Annotated in this window: 8 protein-coding genes; 7 read left to right on the top strand and 1 reads right to left on the bottom strand. The window is 69.7% G+C overall.

Annotated features, from left to right (window positions below; all coding sequences use genetic code 11):
- The 5 genes from rhlB to ung form a co-directional block, all read left to right on the top strand.
- Positions 1-213 (top strand): ATP-dependent RNA helicase RhlB (gene rhlB / locus DCO49_RS03880; RefSeq protein ID WP_116862893.1); only part of this gene is annotated, 213 nt, incomplete at its 5' end.
- A gap of 153 nt (positions 214-366) precedes the next feature.
- On the top strand, positions 367-1,053 hold the full coding sequence (gene ftsE, locus DCO49_RS03875; RefSeq protein ID WP_079223801.1) for a cell division ATP-binding protein FtsE: 687 nt from the start codon (positions 367-369) through the stop codon (positions 1,051-1,053).
- A gap of 3 nt (positions 1,054-1,056) precedes the next feature.
- Positions 1,057-2,004, top strand: a complete 948-nt coding sequence (gene ftsX / locus DCO49_RS03870; RefSeq protein WP_108770204.1) for a permease-like cell division protein FtsX — start codon at positions 1,057-1,059, stop codon at positions 2,002-2,004.
- Between the two features lie 7 nt (positions 2,005-2,011).
- Positions 2,012-2,854 carry a response regulator gene (locus tag DCO49_RS03865; protein ID WP_108770203.1) on the top strand — a complete coding sequence of 281 codons (843 nt, stop codon included), beginning with the start codon at positions 2,012-2,014 and terminating at the stop codon, positions 2,852-2,854.
- Positions 2,855-2,864: 10 nt separating this feature from the next.
- Entirely contained in the window at positions 2,865-3,578 is a 714-nt protein-coding gene (gene ung, locus DCO49_RS03860) for a uracil-DNA glycosylase (protein WP_116862892.1), read from the top strand.
- An 18-nt stretch (positions 3,579-3,596) separates the two neighbouring features.
- On the opposite strand, the gene DCO49_RS20630 is transcribed toward ung, so the two are convergent.
- Positions 3,597-3,950 (bottom strand): helix-turn-helix transcriptional regulator, encoded by a 354-nt coding sequence (locus DCO49_RS20630; protein ID WP_256643258.1) that lies wholly within the window; start codon positions 3,948-3,950, stop codon positions 3,597-3,599.
- A 323-nt stretch (positions 3,951-4,273) separates the two neighbouring features.
- Here DCO49_RS20630 and DCO49_RS03850 point away from each other — a divergent pair, with 323 nt between their 5' ends.
- Complete coding sequence (locus tag DCO49_RS03850; RefSeq protein ID WP_133249382.1) at positions 4,274-6,430, top strand: DUF11 domain-containing protein; 2,157 nt, start codon at positions 4,274-4,276, stop codon at positions 6,428-6,430.
- Positions 6,431-6,539: 109 nt separating this feature from the next.
- Positions 6,540-21,596, top strand: coding sequence for an Ig-like domain-containing protein (locus tag DCO49_RS03845; protein WP_165835669.1), 15,057 nt, complete (start codon positions 6,540-6,542; stop codon positions 21,594-21,596).
- Position 21,597: the final 1 nt, after the last annotated feature.

Raw genomic sequence — 21,597 nt, 5'->3', positions numbered from 1 at the left:
GATGGCGAGCACAAGACGCGCAAGCGTCGTCGTCGTCGCCACGGCCGTCCGGTCGAAGGTGCCGAGGGCGCGCAGAACACCGCCGGCAATGGCGCCAGCCCGGTCACCCCGGTGCAGGTGGTGGCCAAGCCGGTGCGTACGGCCGCCGACACCGGTGATTCGTTCCTGACCCGCATCGGCCGCAAGATCCGCCGGATGCTGTCGGGCAGCTGATCGGCGCTGCCGATCAGTGGGTAGCACCCGACCGTTGGTCGGGTGGCTTCAAGGGCGTGCCGACCAGCGGTCGGCACCCACCGGACCGGAAGGTTTTCGCCGGGCATGGCCCGGCGCTACCGATCCGTCGCGCGGCTCCTGCATAATCGTGGCATGAGTGTCCTGCGCTTCGACAATGTCAGCAAACAGTACGCCGGTGGCCACGAAGCTCTGACCGATGTCAGCTTCGAAGTAGCCCCCGGCGAAATGCTGTTCGTCACCGGCCATTCCGGGGCGGGCAAAAGCACCCTGCTCAAGTTGATCCACCTGGACGAGCGGCCCAGCCGCGGCGCCGTGGTGTTCGACGAGCGCAACCTGCTGAAGGTGCGCGGCGGTGACATCCCGCGCCACCGGCGCGCGGTCGGCGCGGTCTACCAGGACCACCGCCTGCTGATGGACCGCTCCATCGCCGAGAACGTGGCCCTGCCGCTGATCCTGCGCGGCACCCGCCGCGGCGACATCGCCAAGCGCGTGCGCTCGGTGCTGGAACGCATGGGCCTGGGCCACCGCGAGAAGGCGCTGCCCTCGCAGCTGTCGGCCGGTGAGCAGCAGCGCGTGGGCATCGCCCGCGCGATCGTGGGCGAACCCAAGCTGCTGGTGGCCGATGAGCCGACCGGCAACCTCGACCCGACCCTGGCGGCGGAGATCATGGCCCTGTTCGCCGAGCTGCCTTCGCGCGGTACCAGCGTGCTGGTGGTCAGCCATGACCTGCCGCTGCTGCGCCGCATGCGCAAGCGCGTGCTGATCCTCGACCATGGCCGGCTGGCGGACGACATCTCGCCGCAGGACCTGGCGGAGTAACGCATGGGCAAGAATGAAAACAGCGAAGCCGCCGCACCGTCGCGCCTGGGCGTTTGGTTCCACCACCACGCGCACAGCGTGGTGTTCAGCCTCGGCCGCGCCTGCCGCAAGCCTTGGGCGACCCTGCTGACGGTGATGGTCATGGCGCTGGCGCTGGCCCTGCCCCTGGGCCTGTCCATCGCTTTGGACAACCTCAAGCAGTTCGCCGGCAGCGTGCAGCAGTCGCGCGACATCAATGTGTTCCTGAAGGCCGACGTCGATGGCCCGGGTGCGCTGCGCCTGGCCGGCGAGCTGCGCGACCGCCAGGACGTGGCCAACGTGACCGTGCGCACGCCCGAACAGGGCCTGCAGGAACTGCGCGATGCCGGCCTCGGCGAGGCCATCGACGCACTCAACGACAACCCGCTGCCGTCGCTGCTGGTGGTCACCCCCGGCCAGGGCCAGGATGACGCGCGCCTGGCGCGCGCGCTGGAAAGCCTGCCCGGTGCCGACCTGGTGCAGCACGATGCCCTGTGGCGGCAGCGCCTGGATGCCTGGCTGGCCTTCGGTGCGCGCTTGGTGCAGGTGCTGTCCGCGCTGCTTGGCGCCGGTGCAGCACTGGTGGTGGGCAATACCGTGCGCCTGGACATCCAGGCCCGCCGCGAGGAAATCGGCGTGCTGCAGCTGCTGGGCGCCAGCGATGGCTTCATCCGCCGCCCGTTCCTGTACCTGGGCGCCTGGTACGGCCTGGGCGCCGGTGCGGTCGCGCTGGCCCTGATCGGCGTGGCCGGCACCGCCCTGCGCGCGCCGCTGGCCGATCTGTCGCGCAGCTACGGCAGCCCGTTCGTGCTGCATGGCCTGGACCTGCTGCACGGCAGCCTGGTGCTGCTGGGCACGCTGCTGCTGGGCTGGCTGGGTGCCTGGCTGGTGACCGGCCACTTCCTCCGCCAGACCCGCCCCACCGACACCTGAGACTGGCATGCGACCGCAAGCGTTGAAGCACCTTGAGGGGCCCGCGACGCGGGTGATGGTGGTCGATGGTTCCAAGCTGGTGCGCAAGCTGATCGCTGACGTGCTGCAGCGTGACCTGCCGGGCGTTGAAGTCATCGGCTGCGACAGCATCGAGGAAGCGCAGCAGGTGCTGGCACAGGGTCCGGTGGATCTGGTGACCACCTCGCTGACCCTGCGCGATGGTGACGGCCTGGCGCTGGCCAAGAGCGTGCGCGAAGCCGCCGGCCAGGCCTACGTGCCGGTCATCGTGGTTTCCGGCGATGCGCAGCAGCACCTGGAACAGCGCCGCTTCACCGAGTATGTCACCGATTATTTCGACAAGGCGCTGGGCCACGAGGCACTTGCGACCTTCATCCGCGGCTACGTGCAGCCGCAGACCATTCCCGGCGCCACCATCCTGTATGTCGAGGACAGCCGGGTGGTGGCCGAAGCAACCAAGCGCATGCTCGAGCGTCAGCAGCTGAACGTGCTGCACGTGGTCAGCGCCGAGGAAGCCTTCACCCTGCTCACCGCCGAATCGCTGGGCCGCAGCCGCCACCGCATCGACCTGGTGCTGACCGACGTCACCCTGAAGGGTGAGCTGAGCGGCCGCGACGTGGTGCAGCGCGTGCGCGTGGATTTCGGCTACGGCAAGCGCCGCCTGCCGGTGCTGGTGATGACCGGCGATGGCAACCCGCACAACCAGACCGGGCTGCTGCAGGCCGGTGCCAACGATCTGGTGCTCAAGCCGATCGAGGAGCGCCTGCTGGTGACCAAGGTACTGTTCCAGCTGCGGCTGGCGCGTTTGAACGATGGACCCCTGTTGCGATAGAAGTGGCGCGATGATGGATGACGTAGTGAATACCCCGACGATCCAGCTGGAACCGAGTTGGAAGCAGCACGTCGGTGATTACCTGTTGCAGCCGCAGATGCGCGAGCTGTCCGCCTTCCTGCGCCAGCGCAAGGCCGCCGGCGCGGCCGTGTTCCCGCCGGGCCCGCAGATCTTCGCTGCGTTCGACGCCACGCCGTTCGAGCAGGTGAAGGTGGTGATCCTCGGCCAGGACCCGTACCACGGCCGCGGCCAGGCCCATGGCCTGAGCTTCTCGGTGGCCCCGGGCGTACCGGTGCCGCCGTCGCTGCTGAACATCTACAAGGAAATCGAAGGCGACCTCGGCATCGCCCGGCCCGATCACGGTTGCCTGGTGCCCTGGGCCCAGCGCGGCGTGCTGCTGCTCAACGCCGTGCTGACCGTGGAGGAGGGCCAGGCCGGTGCCCACCAGGGGCGCGGCTGGGAAGGTTTCACCGACCATGTGGTGGACGTGCTCAACCGCGAGCGCGACGGCCTGGTGTTCATGCTCTGGGGCGCGTACGCGCAGAAGAAGGGCAAGGTGATCGACACCCGTCGCCACCGCGTGCTGAAGTCGCCGCACCCCTCGCCGTTGTCGGCGCACCGCGGCTTCCTCGGCTGCCACCACTTTTCGATGGCCAACGAGTACCTGCAGCGCCAGGGCAAGGCACCGATCGACTGGTCACTGCCGCCGCGCGCCGCACTCTGACTGCACGGGGGCGAGGCGTTACTCGGTCAGCATTTCGATGATGGCGTGGGCGACCTGGCGCTTGCGTGGCGGCAACCGCCGCAGCAGGGTCAGGATCGCGTTTTCCTGCGGGCTGCGTGCCGCCTCCACCACCGCGTTTTCCGGTGGCACCAGTTCGCCATCCTCGGGACGCCCGGGGCCACGACCGGTGGCCAGCCACTCAAAGTGGACCTGCGTCACAATCGCGAGTTTCGACAGATGTTGCACGCTGGGAACGGTGCCGCCCTCACGTTCCCACTGGGCTACGGCGCTGCGGCGGACCGCGCAATGCAACGCCAACTGCGTCTGAGAAAGGCCAGCCGTTAGTCGGGCCCGCCGGATTCTGTCGCACATCGACTGCATTTTTCACCCCCTCTCCATGTTAGGTAAGCGCTGCTTCCCTGACAGCAATACTTTTTCTGCGAGTACAGAATTGCTGTCCCTGTCTGCATTCCAAGAGGTCTGCGCGTCGTTCCTGCGCGCCAGCAAGCGCCTCTTCCCCCCGATTTCACGCCGTCTTGTTTGACGGCCTTTCGTTGCCTCGCGTTAATCGCACCGAACCGGAAATGAACGCAGCCCCACGCAGGGAGCGACACCGGCGGAGCGATTACTCCAGGACGACGCGCTGATCACGTCGCCACGGCGTGCCTCTGCCAAAAATCGGCGGAGAACGATGCATGGTTAATGTGAAGGGCGTGAAAGCATCGTCATTGCGCTGGCAGGCGCTGGTGATGCTGGTGGTCCTGGCGGTGCTTTCCTGCCTGGGCCGCGCACAGGCCCAGTCCGCCTGCACCGCGGGAGCCTGCGTCAGCGCAGGGCCGCGCCTGGTCTCCATCGATTCCACCCAGAGTCCGCTCCTCAACCTGCTGTTCAGCGCGCTGCTGCCGGGCACCAGCCTCAATCTCAGCGTCGCCGACTGGAACAGCCTGGCGGGCGCCAACGTCAATCTGAATGCACTGCTGACCCAGCTCAATGGCGGCGCCACCGTCAGCGACCCCAGCCAGGTGCTGAACACCAACATCAGTCTGGGCCAGTTGCGCGCGGCGATGGTGCAGGTTCTGCAGGCCGACGGGCAGACCGCCGCGGCCAACGTGCTGAACGCGCTGCCGCTGGGTGTGGCCGGAACCTCCGGCAGCATCCGACTGGCCGACATCCTGCAGGTCGCGCTGCCGACCGGTTCGCTGGCCACGGTGCGCCTGAACGTGCTCGACCTGCTGACCGGCGGCGTGCAGCTCTACAACTTCCGCAACGTGCTGACCACGCCGACGCCGATCACGGTGAACACCGCGGCACTGGGTCTGAACGGCGTGGCCAACGTGCGCCTGTGGGCGCAGGTGGTCGAACCGCCCAGCTACAACTGCGGCACGGTGGGCGCGGCGTTCCACAGCGCGGCCATCCGCATCAAGCTGGACCTGGACCTGGTGCAGGGCCTGAACACCGGCACCCTCACTGCCGCGCTGAATGGCCTGAATCTGCTCGGTGTCTCGCTGTCCAACACCAGCGTCAGTGCCGACGTGCTGCACCTGCAGGTCTACGCCGACGTCGCACGCGCCGAAGGTTCGATCTCGGCGGTGAACCTGGTCGGCAACGCGGTGACGCTGCAGGCGCGCCCGGGCCTGGTCAACCTGTATGTCGGCCAGATCAGCGACGCGACCTTCTTCAACCGCAGTACGGTGCTGACCGACACCGCCCTCACCGCCGCTACGCTGACCAACCTGAGCGTGAAGGTCCGGGTGAGTGCTACCGTGCTGGGTGCGCTCGTCCCGGTGGCCGACATCACCATTCCCATCGCGGTAAGCATCCGTGGTTACGCCACCGCGACACCGGGACTGCAGAGCGCCAGCTTCACCGGGCCCTATCCACAGACACGGACGCTCACCGCCGGTACGGTCAGCGCGGCCACGCTGGTCTCCACGCTGGTCAACTCTCTCAACATCCAGCTCACCAGCGGCAATCCACAGGTGACCCTGCTGGGCTCGTTGCCGCTGCCGTTGCCCGTGGCCGACCTGGTCAACGGCATCGTCAATGCGCTGCTGACGCCGGTACGCACGCAGGTCAATGCAGTGGTGACGCCGGTACTGACCGCGGTGCTTGGCGGCGTGGTCGACAATATTCTGGGCCTGCTCGGCATCCGTATCGGCCAGGCGGTATTCACCGTGGAAGGTGTGACCCAGGCTTGCGCCGCCACCCTGCAGCTGGTGAAGGACCTGCAGCCGACCAGCGATACCGGCCGCTTCAACCTGTCCATCACCTACAACGGCAGCACGGTGGGCTCGGCCAGCAACGTCGGCAACAACGGTGCCACGGCGGCGATCGTCACCGTACCCGGTGGCAGCTATGCACTGGCCGAAGCGGCGGCAGCCGGTACCACTCTGACCCGCTATGCCAGCACCTGGCAGTGCACCGACCAGAACAACACCGTGGTCTCGTCCGGCAGCGGCGGCAGTTTCACCCTGCAGGCGCCGGCGATGACCGCCACCGCCACTACCCTGGTGTGCCGCATCACCAACCGGACGCGGCAGGCCGATCTGTCGATCACCAAGAGTGATGGCAGCGGCACCTACACGCCGGGTGGCACGGCGACCTACACGCTGCAGGTGGTCAACAACGGGCCCGATGCGGTGACCAATGCGACGGTCACCGACACCCTGCCCAACGGCACCACCCTGCGTGGCGCCTGGACCTGCAGCGCGACCAGCGGAAGCACGTGCGCGGCGGCCAGCGGCGGCGGGGTGGGCGGCAATGCAGTGAACGTGGGCGTGAACCTGGTCAACGGTGGCCAGGCAACGATCAGCGTGCCAGTGAGCTTCAGCAACAACCCGGGCGCCTACTAGCGCGCGGTGCGGTGCAGTGCGCGCGGGGAATGCCCTGCGCGGGGGAAGGACAGGACCACCGATGCCGGATGCCTGCAGCAGGCGACGGCGTGCATTCGAGGACGGACGCATGGCAGCAGTGGGCAGGCAGGGCAGGGCAGGCAGGGCATCGGCCGGCATCGCGCATGCCATGGCCGTGCTGGCGTTGCTGCTGCCGCCGCCGCTGCTGGCGCAGAGTTACCCGAATCCGCTGAACAACACCGCTACGGTGACCGCACCGACCGATGTGGCCGACCCGACGCCAAGCAACAACAGCGCCACCGATACCAACGCACTGGCGCTGCAGGCGCAGCTGAGCGTGAGCAAGAGCCTGGTCAGCGCCAGCCCCGTGGCTGCAGGCGGCCCGGTGCAGTACCGCATCCAGGTGAACAATGCAGGGCCGTCGGCGGCCAGTGGCGTCGGCGTGGTCGATACGGTGTCCTCGCTGCTGACCAACGTGACCTGGACCTGCCAGGCGACCACGGCTGCGTCGTCCTGTGCGCAGCCCAGTGGCAGCGGCAATGCGGTGAACGTGCTGGTCAACGTGGGCGTGGGCGACAGCGTGGTGCTGCTGGTGAACGGCACGGCGCCGGCCGCGACCCCGGCCACGGTGCCGGCCAACAGCGTGTCGCTGGTGCTGCCGTCGGGCACCACCGACCCGACCCCGGGCGACAACACCGCCACCACCCCGGCCGTGCCGGTGCAGGCCAATGCGCTGGTCGCGGCCAACGACAGCTTCACCACGCCGATTTCCTCAACCACCGGCGGCAGCACGCCGACTGTGCTGGGCAACGACACCCTGAACGGCCAGCCGGTGGTCGGCGGCAACCTGATCATTTCGCTGCAGAACGCGCCGGCGGGCTTCACCATCAACAGCGCCGGCGTCATCGCGGTGCCCGCAGGTGCGGCGGCAGGCGCGACCTCGATCGGCTACCAGATCTGCGAAAACGCCTCGCCGACCAACTGCGCTATCGCCACGGCGAACCTGGTCATCGCACCCACGGCGGTGGACGACAGCATCAACGCGCAGGCGGGTGCCACGACAGTTGCCGCCAACCTGGCCGACAACGACAACGCACCGGCCGGCGCCACCTACAGCGCGTCGGGTACGCCGGTTGCGGGCGCCACCATCAGCAGCACCGGCACGCTGACCTACGCACCCGCGGGCGGCATCACCCAGCCGGCATCGATCGCCTACCAGGTCTGCCTGCCTGCGCCCAATGGCAGCGTCTGCTCGATCGCCACGGCATCGGTGCTGGTCAACGCCAACGTGCTTGTGGCCAACGACGATACCTTCGCCACGCCGCTGCCGCCGGGTGCGGGCGGCACCACGCCCAGCGTGTTGGTCAACGACACCTTCGCCGGCAACACGGTGCCTCAGGCCGGCGTGACGCTGAGCCTGGTCGGCGCGCCCAGCGGCTTCTCGATCAACCCCGACGGTACCATCGTCGTGCCGGGGACTGCGGCAGCCGGTCCGCTGTCGTTGTTGTACCGGTTCTGCGACAACGCCGCGCCGACCAACTGCGCGACGGCCACCGCCAACCTGGTGGTCAGCCCCGATGCGGTGAACGATACGGTGAGCACCCCGGGCGGTGGTCGACCGGTAACCGGCACCCTGGCCGGCAACGACAACTTCGCCAGTGGCTCGGTCTTCACTCTGGGCACCCAGGCCACCCGCGGCACGGCCGTGGTCAACGCCGATGGCACCTTTACCTACACCCCGGCCAACGCCAATACCGGGCCGGATACCTTCACCTACCAGCTGTGCCTGCCGGCACCGAACGGCAGCGTCTGCGATACCGCAACGGTGACTGTGAGCGTGGGCGCCAACCAGCTGGCGGCGGCCGACGATCTGTTTGCAACGCCTTTGCAGCCGGGGACCACCACCGCCATCAGCCTGCTCGGCAACGACACCCTCAACGGCACGGCGGTGACACCGGCGGGCGTCAGCCTGGCACTGAACGGCGCACCGGCCAGCATCACCGCCAACGCCGCTGGCCAGCTGCAGGTGGCGGCCGGCGCGGCGTCGGGTGCCTTCAACTTCACGTACCAGATCTGCGAACTGCCAGGCGCAACCAACTGCGCCACCGCCAACGTGCAGCTGGTCATCGCCCCGGATGCGGTGGACGACAGCTTTGCCGCGACCGCGGGTGTCGCGCTGGGCGGCAGCGTGGCCGGCAATGACAACGTGCCGGCGGGTTCGCAGTTCAGCCTGCTGGCCGGTGCCGCCCACGGTACGGTCAGCGTCAATGCCGACGGCAGCTTCAGCTACACCGCGCAGGGCACGTACGCGGGTACGGACAGCTTCCGCTACCAGGTCTGCCTGCCGGCGCCCAATGGCGGCGTCTGCGATGCCGCCACGGTGACGGTGAACGTGGCCGTCGCCGCCGTCGTGGCCGGCAACGACGACTTCACTGCTGCGCCGGTGCCCGGCACCGGTGGCACCACGGCCAGCGTGCTGGCCAATGACACCCTCAACGGTGTGGCGATCGACCCGGCGCAGGCCACCTTGTCGCTGATCAACGCCCCGCCGGCCGGCTTCACGCTGGCGCCCACCGGCGAACTGCAGGTGCCGGCCGGTGCTGCCGCCGGCCCGCTGAGCCTGACCTACCAGCTGTGCCAGGCCGGCACCAGCAACTGCGCCACCGCCACCATCGCCGTGGTGATCGCGCCGCAGGCCGTGGCCGACAGCTTCACCACCCAGGTCGGGCGTCCGGTCAGCGGCAACGTGTCGGTGAACGATCGCGTCGCCGCCGGCAGTACCTACGCGGTCACCGGTACCGCGCCGCAGGGGCTGGCGTTCAACGCCGATGGCAGCTTCACCTACACCCCGCCGGCGCAGTTCACCGGTACCACGACCTTCAGCTACCAGGCCTGCCTGGCGGCGCCGTATACCACCGTCTGCAGCACGGCCACGGCAACCCTCAACGTCAATGCCGGTACCCTGGTCGCCAACGACGACGACTTCCGCGGCAGCCTGCTGAATCCCGCCACCGGTGGCACCACCATCAGCGTGCTGGCCAACGACACCATCAACGGTGCGATTCCGCCGGCACCGGCCGAAGTGATCCTGAGCCTTCTGGGTGCGCCCAGCGGCTACGTGCTCAATCCCAACGGCACCCTCTCGGTGCCCGGTGGCGCGGCCGCGGGTGCGGTCAACTTCGGTTACCGCATGTGCGAGGCCGCGCTGCCGACCAACTGCGATGACGGTGCGGTGCAGCTGCTGCTGGCGCCGGTGCCGGTGAACGACAACGTCAGCACTGCGGTGGGCGTGCCGGTCAGCGGCAATGTCGCCAGCAATGACAACGTCCCGGCCGGTGCCACCTTCAGCGTCACCGGTACCGCACCGGCGGGCCTGGTGCTGGCTGCCAACGGCGCGTTTACCTACACGCCGCCGGCCGGCACCCAGGGCATCGTCACCTTCGCCTACCAGGCCTGCCTGCCGGCGCCGAACGGCACGGTGTGCGCGGGCGCGACGGTCACCCTCAACGTCAACGCCGGCACCCTGGTCGCCGGTGATGATGACTTCCGTGCCACGCCGATCGGTGCCGGTGGTGGCAGCACGTTGTCGGTGCTGCTCAATGACAGCCTCAACGGTACCCAGCCGCCGGCATCGGCCGATGTGCTGCTGAGCCTGGTCGGTGCGCCGTCGGGCTTCACCCTGGATGCCAATGGCGTACTGAACGTCGATGCGGGCGTGCCGTCCGGGGCGCTTACGCTGACCTACCAGCTGTGCGAGACCGCGCTGCCGAGCAACTGCGATTCGGCGCAGATCCGCCTGGTGGTCGCGCCCACGGCCGTGGCCGATGTGTTCTCCACGCCGGCCGGGCAGCTGCTCTCGGGCAGCGTGGCCAGCAATGACAATGCGCCGGTGGGCGCGGTGTTCACCGTGTCCGGTACCGCACCGGATGGCCTGCAGCTGGGCCGCGACGGCACCTTCCAGTACACCCCGCCGGCCGGTTTGACCGGGCCGGTCAGCTTCAGCTACCAGGCCTGCCTGCCGGCGCCGGACAGCGCGCTGTGCAGCACGGCCGGCGCGACCATCAACGTCAACGCCGGCACCCTGATGGCGATGGACGACGACTTCAGTGCGACGCCGCTGGCGCCGGGCGCGAGCAGCAGCACCAGCGTGCTGGTCAACGACAGTCTCAATGGCAGCGTGCCGCCGCCGGCCGGCAGCGTCACCCTGACCCTGGTCGGTGCCCCGTCGGGCTATGCGCTCACCACCGCGGGCCTGCTGCAGGTGCCCGCCAGCGCCGCCGCCGGTGCCACGGTGCTGAACTACCAGATCTGCGAAACCGCCGCGCCCAGCAACTGCGCCAGTGCCAGCATCCGCCTGGTGGTGACGCCGTCGGCGCAGAACGACAGCTATTCCACCGCCGCCGGCCAGCCGTTGAACGGCAGCGTCGGTGACAACGACAACGTGCCGGCCGGTGCCGTGTTCACCGTCGTCGGCGCCACGCCGGCCGGCCTGAGCTTCGGCGGTGGTGGCAGCTTCACCTACCTGCCGCCGGTCAACGTGGTCAGTCCGGTCACCTTCACCTACCAGGCCTGCCTGCCGGCGCCGAACACCGCGCTGTGCGCCACCGCCACGGCCAGCATCAACATCACCGTCGGCAGCCTGGCCGCCAATGACGACAACTTCAGCGCTGCGCCGATCAATCCGGTCACCGGTGGCAGTACGCCGTCGGTGCTGCTCAACGATGCGTTGAATGGCAGCACCCCGCCGGCCGCCGCAGATGTACTGCTGAGCCTGACCGGTGCACCAGCCGGCATCAGCCTCAACCCGGATGGCACGGTGGCGGTTGCCGCGGGCGTGCCGGCGGGCGGCCGGACGCTGACCTACCAGCTATGTGAAGCGGCGGCGCCGGGCAACTGCGCCAACGCCACGCTGCGCCTGGTGGTCGCACCGTCGGCCATCGACGATGCCCTGTCCACCCCGGCCGGCGTGGCGCTGACCAGTTCGGTGGCGGGCAACGACAACGTCGGCAGCGGTGCGCAGTTCAGCGTGGTCGGTACCGCACCGGCCGGGTTGTCGTTCAATGCCGATGGCCGCTTCGTCTACACCCCGGCAGCCGGCTTCAGTGGCGCGGTCACCTTCAGCTACCAGGTGTGCCTGGCGGCGCCCGACAACGGCATCTGCGCCCAGGCCATGGCCACCCTCAACGTCAACAGCGGCACCCTGGTCGCGGTGGATGACACCATCACCGCACCGGTCGCCGCCGGCAGTAGCACGTCCAGCGTGCTGGGCAACGACACGCTCAACGGTACGACGCCGGCCGCGACCGACGTGGTGCTCAGCCTGGTCGGTGCGCCGTCCGGTTTCTCGATCGCCGCCGATGGCACGATCGCCGTGGCCGCCGGCACGGCCGCGGGTGCGGTCTCGCTGACCTACCAAGTCTGCGAAGCCGCTGCCACGACCAACTGCGCCACCGCCAACGTGGCCCTGGTGGTCGCACCGGCACCGGCCAACGATGCGTTTGCCGTGCAGGCGGGCCTGTCGATCACCGCCAACGTGGCGACCAACGACGGCATGCCGGTAGGCTCGATCTTCACTCTGCAGGGCACGCCGCCGGCCGGCGTCACCTTCAACGCCGATGGCAGCTTCACCTATGCGCCGCCGGCCGGTACCATCAGCCCGACCAGCTTCGTCTACCAGGCCTGCCTGCCTGCGCCGAACACCACCGTGTGCGGGACCGCCACGGTGACGTTGAACATCAACAACGGTGCACTGCTGGCCAACAACGACAGCTTCGGTGCGATCGCGCCGGGGGGCACCACGGCCAGCGTGCTGGGCAATGACACCCTCAATGGCGTCAGTCCGCCGGCTCCGGCCAACGTGGCGCTGTCGCTGGTGGGTGCACCGGCTGGCTTCAGCATCAACCCCAGCGGCACCGTGTCGGTGCCGGCTGATGCGGCCAGTGGCGCCACCACGCTCACCTACCAGGTGTGCGAGACGGCGGCAGCCAATAACTGCGCCACCGCCAGCATCGCCCTGGTGGTGCGGCCGACGCCGGTGAACGACACCCTCAGCGTGCAGGCCGGCCAGGCCAACACCGGCAATGTTGCCGGCAATGACGCGATGCCCGCCGGTTCCACCTGGAACGTGCCGTCGCCGCCGCAGGGCCTGGTGTTCAACGCCAATGGCAGCTTCACCTATACGCCGCCGGCCGGCACCCTCGGCCCGGTCACCTTCAGCTACCAGGCCTGCCTGCCCGCGCCGGATGCCGCGGTGTGCGGCACCGCCACCGTCACGCTCACCATCGCGGTCAGTGCCATCGTCGCCAACGACGATGCCTTCGCCGCGCCGCTGACCGCCGGCTCGGTCACGCCCAGCGTGCTGGCCAATGACGTCCTCAACGGCGTCACCCCGCCGCCGTCGGCCGCCGTGCAGCTGCTGCTGGTGGCACCGCCGGCCGGCTTCGTCATCAACAACGATGGCAGCGTGCAGATTCCGGCCAGTGCCGTGGCCGGTGCCACCACGCTGACCTACCAGCTGTGCGAGACCGCGTCGCCGACCAACTGCGCCACTGCGGCCATCACCTTCGTGGTGACCCCGGCGCCGCAGGCCGATGCCTTCGCCGTGCAGGCCGGTGCCAGCCTGACCGGTGCCAGCGTGGCAACCAACGACAACCTGCCGGCCGGCTCCAGCTGGGCAGTGCAGGGCACCCCACCGGCCGGGCTGGCGTTCAACGCCGATGGCAGCTTCAGCTACACGCCGCCGGTGGGCACCACCGGTGCGGTCACCTTCACCTACCAGGCCTGCCTGCCATCACCCAACATCGCGGTGTGCGGTACCGCCACGGCCACCCTCAACGTCAACACCGGCACCCTGGTTGCAGCGGACGACAGCTTCAGCGGCATCGCGGCCGGGGGCACCACCGCCAGCGTGCTGGCCAACGACAGCCTCAACGGCACCACGCCGCCGGCACCGGCCAGCGTGCAGCTCAGCCTGGTCGGCGCCCCGGCCGGCTTCGCCATCAACCCCGACGGCACCATCGTGGTGCCCGGTGGCGTGCTCTCCGGCGCGACCACGCTGACCTACCAGATCTGCGAAACCGCCGTGCCCAGCAACTGCGATACCGCCACCGTGGCCCTGGTCATCGCGCCGTCGCCGCAGGCCGATGCGTATTCGCTGCAGGCCGCAGGCACGATCAGCAACGGCAACGTGGCCGCCAACGACAACCTGCCGACCGGTTCGCAGTTCTCGGTGCAGGGCACCGTGCCCAACGGCCTGGACTTCACCACCGATGGCAGCTTCACCTACACCGCGCCGGCCAATACGCCCAGCCCGGTGACGTTCACCTACCAGGCCTGCCTGCCCGCGCCGGATGCGGCGCTGTGCGGTACCGCCACGGTGACGCTCAACATCAACAACGGCAACCTGGTTGCGGTCGATGACAGCTTCACCATCGCGCCGGGCGGCAGCGCTGCGACCAGCGTGCTGGGCAACGATTCGCTCAACAGCGTCTCGCCGCCTGCCGCCGGTACGGTGCTGGTCAGCCTGGTCGGCGCACCGGCCGGCTTCGCGCTCGCTGCCGATGGCGTGCTGACCGTGCCTGCCGGCATCGTGTCCGGCCCGCTGACCCTGACCTACCAGGCCTGCGAAGCAGCGGTGACCGGCAACTGCGACACCGCCAGCATCGCGCTGGTGGTCCTGCCGGCACCGCAGGCCGATGTGTTCAGCGTGCAGGCCGGGCAGGTGCTGTCGGCCAGCGTGGCCGGCAACGACAAGATGCCGGCCGGTTCCAGCTGGACCGTGCAGGGCGCCCCGCCGGCCGGCCTGGTGTTCAACACCGATGGCAGCTTCAGCTACACGCCGCCGACCGGCGTCACCGGCGCGGTCACCTTCCTCTACCAGGTCTGCCTGGCGGCACCGAATGCCACGGACTGCGCCACCGCGCAGGCTACGCTGAACGTCAGCAACGGCACCCTGCTGGCCGGTGACGACACGCTGGCCGGCATCGCCCCGGGCGGTACCTCCGCTGCCAGCGTGCTGGCCAACGACTCGCTCAACGGCGTCAGCCCGCCGGCGCCGGGCGACGTGGTGCTGAGCCTGGTCGGTGCACCGGCCGCGTTCACCCTCAACCCGAACGGCACCATCACCGCCGGCAGCGGTGCGATGTCCGGCCCGACCACGCTGACCTACCAGATCTGCGAAGCGGTGGCGCCGGGCAACTGCGCCAATGCCAGCGTGACCGTGGTGGTCAACCCGGCGCCGCAGGACGATGCCGCCGCCGTGCAGGTGGGGCAGAGCCTCAGCGCCACCGTGGCCGGCAACGACAACATGCCGGCCGGTTCCAGCTGGAGCCTGCCGGGCACGCCGCCGGCCGGTTTCAGCTTCAACACCGATGGCAGCTACACCTATGCGCCACCGGCCGGAACCAGCGGTCCGGTGGTGGTGGCCTACCAGGTCTGCCTGCCGGCGCCCAATGCCAACCTGTGTGGCACCGCCACGCTCACCCTCAACATCAACAACGGCGCGCTGGTCGCTGCTGATGACATCCTGACCGGTGTCGCCGCCGGCACCACCTCCAGCGCCAGCGTGCTGGCCAACGACTCGCTCAATGGCAACTCGCCGCCGGCCGGTTCCTCGGTGGTGCTGAGCCTGGTCGGCGCGCCGGCCGGTTACGCGATCACCGCGCAGGGCACGATCAGCGTGCCGTCCACCGCGGTCTCCGGTCCGGTCACCCTGATCTACCAGATCTGCGAAGCCGCAGCGGCCAACAACTGCGATACCGCCAGCGTCACCGTGGTGGTCAGCCCGTCGCCGCAGCCGGATGCCTTCGCCGTGCAGGTCGGGCAGACGCTGTCGGCCAGCGTGGCCGGCAACGACAACGTGCCGCCGGGCGCGCTGTACAACGTGCAGGGCACCGCGCCGGATGGCCTGGTGATGACCGCCACCGGCGCCTTCACCTACACGCCGCCGCCGGGCCGCCTGGGCGTGGTCACCTTCGACTACCAGGTCTGCCTGCCTGCGCCGAATGCGGCGGTCTGTGGCGTCACCACTGCCACGATCACCATCAACAACGGCACCCTGGTCGCCGGCGACGACAGCTTCAGCAACATCGCGCCGGGCAGCACCGTGGGCACCAGCCTGCTGGCCAACGATTCGCTCAACGGCGTGTCGCCGCCGGCGGCCGGTACGGTGACGCTGGCCCTGGTGGGTGCACCGGCCGGCTTCTCGATCAGCGCCGATGGCCTGATCACCGTGGGTACCGGCGTGCAGTCCGGTGCGACCACGCTGACCTACCGCATCTGCGAGGCGGCCTCGCCGGCCAACTGCGACACCGCCAGCGTGCTGGTCGTGATCAGCCCGGCGCCGCAGCCGGATGCCTTCGCCGTGCAGGCCGGGCAGACGCTGGCCAGCAGCGTCGCCGGCAACGACAACATGCCGGTGGGTTCGAGCTGGAGCGTGCAGGGCACGGCACCGGCCGGGCTGACCTTCAACACCGATGGCAGCTTCACCTATGCACCGCCGGCCGGCACCGCCGGTCCGATCACGGTGACCTACCAGGCCTGTCTGCCGGCCCCGAATGCGGCGCTGTGCGGCACCACCACCTTCACCCTCAACATCAACAACGGCGACCTGGTGGCTGGCGATGACGTCATCACCGGCGTGGTTGCCGGTGGCACGTCGGCGGCCAGCGTGCTGGCCAATGACCGCCTCAACGGCGCCAGCCCGGCCCCGGCGGCCGGGGTGCGGCTGTCGCTGGTGGGCGCGCCGGCCGGCTTCACCCTGAACCCGGATGGCACGATCACCGTCGGCAGCGGCGTGCTGGCCGGTTCCACCACGCTGACCTACCAGCTGTGTGAAGCGGCGGCGGCCAACAACTGCGACACCGCCAGCGTGACCATCGTGGTGACCCCGACGCCGCAGGCCGATGCCTTCTCGGTGCAGGCCGGGCAGCAGCTGGCCAACAGCGTGGCCGGCAACGACAGCATGCCGGCCGGTTCGAGCTGGAACGTGCAGGGCACCGCGCCCACCGGCCTGGTGTTCAACGCAGATGGCAGCTTCACCTACACGCCGCCGGTCGGCACCCTCGGTGCGGTCAGCTTCACCTACCAGGCCTGCCTGCCGGCACCGAACGGCAGCGTCTGCGGCACCGCCACGGTCACCCTCAACGTCAACACCGGCACTCTGGTGGCCGGCGATGACAGCTTCAGCAACATCGCCCCGGGCACGGCTACGCCCAGCGTGCTGGCCAACGATTCGCTCAACGGCGTGACGCCGCCGCCGGCCGCCTCGGTGTCGCTGAGCCTGGTGGGTGCGCCCACCGGCTTCGGCATCAACCCGGATGGCACGATCAGCGTCGGCAGCGGCGTGGTGTCGGGCAGCACGACGCTGACCTACCAGATCTGCGAAGTGGCGGCCTCCAGCAACTGCGCCACCGCCAGCGTCAACATGGTGGTGAGCCCGGCGCCGCAAGCCGATGCCTTCAGCGTGCAGGCGGGGCAGTCGGTGAACAACAACGTGGCCGGCAACGACAACATGTCGGCCGGTTCGACCTGGAGCGTGCAGGGTGCGACGCCGGCGGGCCTGCTGTTCAACAGCGATGGCAGCTTCAGCTACACGCCGCCGGCGGGCACCACCGGCCCGGTCAGCTTCACCTACCAGACCTGCCTGCCGGCACCGAACGCGGCGCTGTGTGGCACCGCCACGGTCACCCTCAACGTCAACAGCGGCACTCTGGTGGCCGGCAACGACAGCTTCACTGGCATCGCGCCGGGCGCTACCACGCCCAGCGTGCTGGCCAATGATTCGCTCAATGGCGTGTCGCCGCCGGCCGCTGGCAGCGTCACCGTCAGTCTGGTGGGTGCGCCGGCCGGCTTCACCATCGCTGCCGACGGCACGGTCAGCGTCGGCACCGGCGTCACCTCCGGCACCACCACGCTGACCTACCAGGTCTGCGAAGCGGCAGCCTCGAGCAACTGCGCCACCGCCACGGTCAACCTAGTGGTCAGCCCGGTACCGCAGGCCGATGCCTTCAGCGTGCAGGCCGGCCAGGTGCTGTCCAACACGGTGGCGGGCAACGACAACCTGCCCGCCGGCGCCAGCTTCAGCGTGCAGGGCGCGCCCCCGCCGGGCCTGGTGTTCAACACCGATGGCAGCTTCACCTATACGCCGCCGGCCGGTACCACCGGCGTGGTCGACTTCATCTACCAGGCCTGCCTGCCCGCACCGAATGCGGCGCTGTGCAACACCGCCACGGTCAGCTTCAACATCGGCACCGGCACCCTGCTGGCGGGCAACGACAGCTTCAGCGGCATCGCCCCGGGGGGTACCACGCCCAGCGTGCTGGCTAATGATGCGCTCAATGGCGTGTCGCCGCCGGCGGCCGGTACGGTCACCCTGGCCCTGGTCGGTGCACCGGCCGGCTTCGCGATCAATGCCGACGGCACGATCAGCATCGGCGGCGGTGTCACCTCGGGTGCCACCACGCTGACCTACCGCGTGTGCGAAGCGGCCGCGCCCAGCAACTGCGCCACCGCCACGGTGGCCGTGGTGGTCAGCCCCGTGCCGCAGGCGGATGCCTTCAGCGTGCAGGCCGGCCAGGTGCTGTCCAACTCGGTGGCCGGCAACGACAACCTGCCGGCCGGCTCCGGCTGGAGCGTGCAGGGCACCACGCCGCCGGGCCTGGTGTTCAACACCGATGGCAGCTTCACCTACACGCCGCCGGTGGGCACCACCGGAGCAGTCACCTTTACTTACCAGGCCTGCCTGCCGGCACCGGATGCGGCGCTGTGCGGCACCGCCACGGTCACCCTCAACGTCAACACCGGCACCCTGGTGGCCGGCGATGACAGCTTCACCGGCATCGCTCCGGGCGGCACCACGCCCAGCGTGCTAGGCAACGACTCCCTCAATGGCGTCACCCCGCCGCCGGCGAACACGGTGACCCTGGGCTTGGTCGGCGCACCGGCCGGCATCAGCATCAACCCCGATGGCACGATCAGCATCGGCAGCGGGGTGCCGTCCGGCCCGACCAGCATCACCTACCAGGTGTGCGAAGTGGCCGCGCCCAGCAACTGCGCCAACGCGTTGGTGAGCGTGGTGGTCAGCCCGGCGCCGCAGCCGGATGCCTTCAGCGTGCGTGCGGGCCAGGTGCTGTCGAACACGGTGGCCGGCAACGACAACATGCCGGCCGGTTCGACCTGGAGCGTGCAGGGCGCAACGCCGCCGGGCCTGGTGTTCAACGCCGATGGCAGCTTCACCTACACGCCACCGGCCGGCACCCTCGGCGCAGTCACCTTCACCTACCAGGTGTGCCTGCCGGCGCCCAATGCCGCGCAGTGCGGTACCGCGTCGGTCACCCTCAACGTCAACACCGGCACCCTGGTGGCGGGCGATGACACCTTCAGCGGCATCGCCCCGGGCGGTACCACGCCCAGCGTGCTGGCCAACGATTCGCTCAACGGCGTCTCGCCGCCGGCGGCCGGTACCGTCGCCCTGACCCTGGTCGGCGCACCGGCCGGTTTCGGCATCAACCCGGATGGCACGATCAGCATCGGTACCGGTGTCACCTCCGGGCCGACCACGGTCACCTACCAGGTCTGCGAAGTGGCCGCGCCCGGCAACTGCGCCACCGCCAGCGTGACCGCGGTGGTCAGCCCCGCGCCGCAGCCGGATGCCTTCAGCGTGCAGGCCGGGCAGACCCTGGCCAACAGCGTGGCCGGCAACGACAACATGCCGGCGGGTTCGGTGTGGAGCGTGCAGGGCGCGACCCCGGCCGGCCTGCAGTTCAACGCCGATGGCAGCTTCACCTACACCCCGCCGGTGGGCACCAGCGGGCCGGTCAGCTTCACCTACCAGGTCTGCCTGCCGGCGCCGAACGCGGCCTTGTGCAGCACGGCCACCGTCACCTTCAACGTGGGCGGCGCGGCCAACGTGGTGCTGGCGGTCAACGATGACTTCAGCAGCACGCCGGTCGATCCGTCGGTGGGCGGCACCATCGCCCGCTCGGTGCTGGACAACGACAGCTTCAACACCGTCTCGCCGCCGCCGGTCGGCAGCGTGGTGGCCAGCCTGACCGGCAGCACGCCGGGCTACACCATGAACAACCAGGGCCAGATCATGGTGGCCCCGGGCGTGCAGGCCGGGCAGGTGCAGCTGGCCTACCAGCTGTGCGAGAACGGCGTGCCGACCAACTGCACCACCGCCATCGCCACCGTGCTGGTGCAGGGCCCGGTGGGCGCGCTGCTGGCGGTGGACGACACGGGTGGCCCGGTCGGGCCGGAAGGCCGCACCCGCCTGCTCAACGTGTTCGCCAACGACACCTTCAACAGTGCCGCGCTGGATCCGGCCCAGGTCAACTTCGTGCCGGTGGCCACCAACGCACTGACCTTCGGCACCGATGGCTGGGTGGACGTGGCCGCGGGCCTGGCGCCGGGCAGCTACAGCACCACCTACACGCTGTGCCTGGTCAGCCAGCCCACCGTCTGCGATGTGGGTACCGTCACCGTGACCGTCATCGCCGCCGAGCCGGGCGTGGTGGCCGAGGATGACCGGATCGACATGCCACAGAACGGCGTGGTGGACATCGACGTGCTCGGCAACGACCGCGTGGATGGCACGCCGGTGGATCCGGCCACGGTCACCGTCACCATCACCGCGCCGCCGCCGTACGGCGATGCCACGGTGCTGCCGAACAGGCGCATCCGCTTTGCGGTGCTGGCCAACTTCGCCGGTATCCAGAGTTTCGATTACCAGGTCTGCGATGTCGCCGATCCGTCGATGTGTGCCAGTGCATCGGTGACCATCGCGGTGGAGCCGAACGTGCTGACTCTGGCCGACGATGCGGTGACTGCGGAGACCAGTGGCCCGCTGCTGATCAACGTGCTGGCCAACGACAGCGCCCGCAGCGCGCCGCTGGACCCGGCCTCGCTGCAGGTGGCCGCAGCCGCCGCGCACGGCAGCGTGCAGTGCGCCAACGGGGTGTGCACCTACACCCCGGCCGCGGACTTCAGCGGTACCGACAGCTTCCGCTACCGCGTGTGCGACCTGAGCGTGCCGATCCCGCTGTGCGCCGAAGCCAGCGTGGCGGTGACGGTGGCCGGCCAGCAGGCCGTGCTGCGCCTGACCAAGGTGGCCGCCAAGCGCACGGCGCAGATCGGCGACCTGGTGCGCTATACCGTCACCATCGACAACGTGGGTGAGGTCGATGCCAACGGCGCCACGCTGCTGGATACGCTGCCGCCGGGCTTCACCTTCGTCAGCGGTGCCTTCGCGGTGCAGGATGCCGACAACGATGCACGCACCAGCGGCGTGCAGCCGCTGCGCATCGACGGCATCGACGTGCCGGTGGGCGAGCGCGCCACGGTGGTCTACTACCTGCGCGTCGGCGCGGGTACCGGCACCGGGGTGCACACCAACCGCATCACCGCCATCGACGGGCAGAACCGCAGCATCGCCAACGTGGCCACGGCCGACGTCGATGTCAGCGTCGATCCGCTGCTGGATGAAAGCCTGATCGTCGGCAGCGTGTTCGACGACCGCAACGGCAACGGCATCCAGGACGATGGCGAGCGCGGCATCCCCGGCGTGCGCGTGGCGGCGGTGGAAGGCCTGGTGATGGAAACCGATGCCTTCGGTCGCTACCACCTGGTCGGCATTCCGGGCGGCGAAGCACGCGGCCGCAACTTCATCCTCAAGGTCGATCCGTCGACGCTGCCGGCCGGTGCGCGCTTCACCACGCCCAACCCGCTGGTACGGCGCATCACTCCCGGACTGCCGGTGCGCTTCGATTTCGGCGTGCGCATGCCGGACGGTGCCCTGAGCAGCGAAAGCGCGCCCGCCGCCGTCGTGCCGCGTCCGGCCCGGGTGGAACTTGGCCAGGCACTGTTCGCCAGCGGCAGCGCCACGCTGGCAGCCGACCGTGCGGGCGTGCTGGACAAGGCCGCCCAGGCACTGGTGGCGCGCGGCGGGGGCCGCGTGCTGCTGGTCGCTGCGGCGGGCGAGGAGGCCCTGGCCGGGCAGCGTGCGCAGACGGTGCGCGATGCACTGGCCAGCCGCCTGCCGGCCGGGGTCGCGGCCGCCACACGTATCGAAGTGCACGGCAGCAATGGCCGCGTGCTGCAGCAGCTGGCGATCGAGCCGGCCGGCGGGGTGCTACCGCCGGCCGGTTCCCGCAGCGGGGAGGGGCGCTGAG

Source organism: Stenotrophomonas sp. SPM (genome assembly GCF_003105135.1).
GTDB lineage: Bacteria > Pseudomonadota > Gammaproteobacteria > Xanthomonadales > Xanthomonadaceae > Stenotrophomonas.
This window is presented reverse-complemented; position numbering and strand designations above follow the sequence as displayed.

What these genes read in the sequence shown, in the direction of transcription:
- ftsE (WP_079223801.1), top strand. Translation starts at nt 367, where the DNA reads ATGAGTGTCCTGCGCTTCGACAATGTCAGCAAACAGTACGCCGGTGGC.
- ftsX (WP_108770204.1), top strand. Translation starts at nt 1,057, where the DNA reads ATGGGCAAGAATGAAAACAGCGAAGCCGCCGCACCGTCGCGCCTGGGC.
- DCO49_RS03865 (WP_108770203.1), top strand. Translation starts at nt 2,012, where the DNA reads ATGCGACCGCAAGCGTTGAAGCACCTTGAGGGGCCCGCGACGCGGGTG.
- ung (WP_116862892.1), top strand. Translation starts at nt 2,865, where the DNA reads ATGATGGATGACGTAGTGAATACCCCGACGATCCAGCTGGAACCGAGT.
- DCO49_RS20630 (WP_256643258.1), bottom strand. Translation starts at nt 3,950, where the DNA reads ATGTGCGACAGAATCCGGCGGGCCCGACTAACGGCTGGCCTTTCTCAG.
- DCO49_RS03850 (WP_133249382.1), top strand. Translation starts at nt 4,274, where the DNA reads ATGGTTAATGTGAAGGGCGTGAAAGCATCGTCATTGCGCTGGCAGGCG.
- DCO49_RS03845 (WP_165835669.1), top strand. Translation starts at nt 6,540, where the DNA reads ATGGCAGCAGTGGGCAGGCAGGGCAGGGCAGGCAGGGCATCGGCCGGC.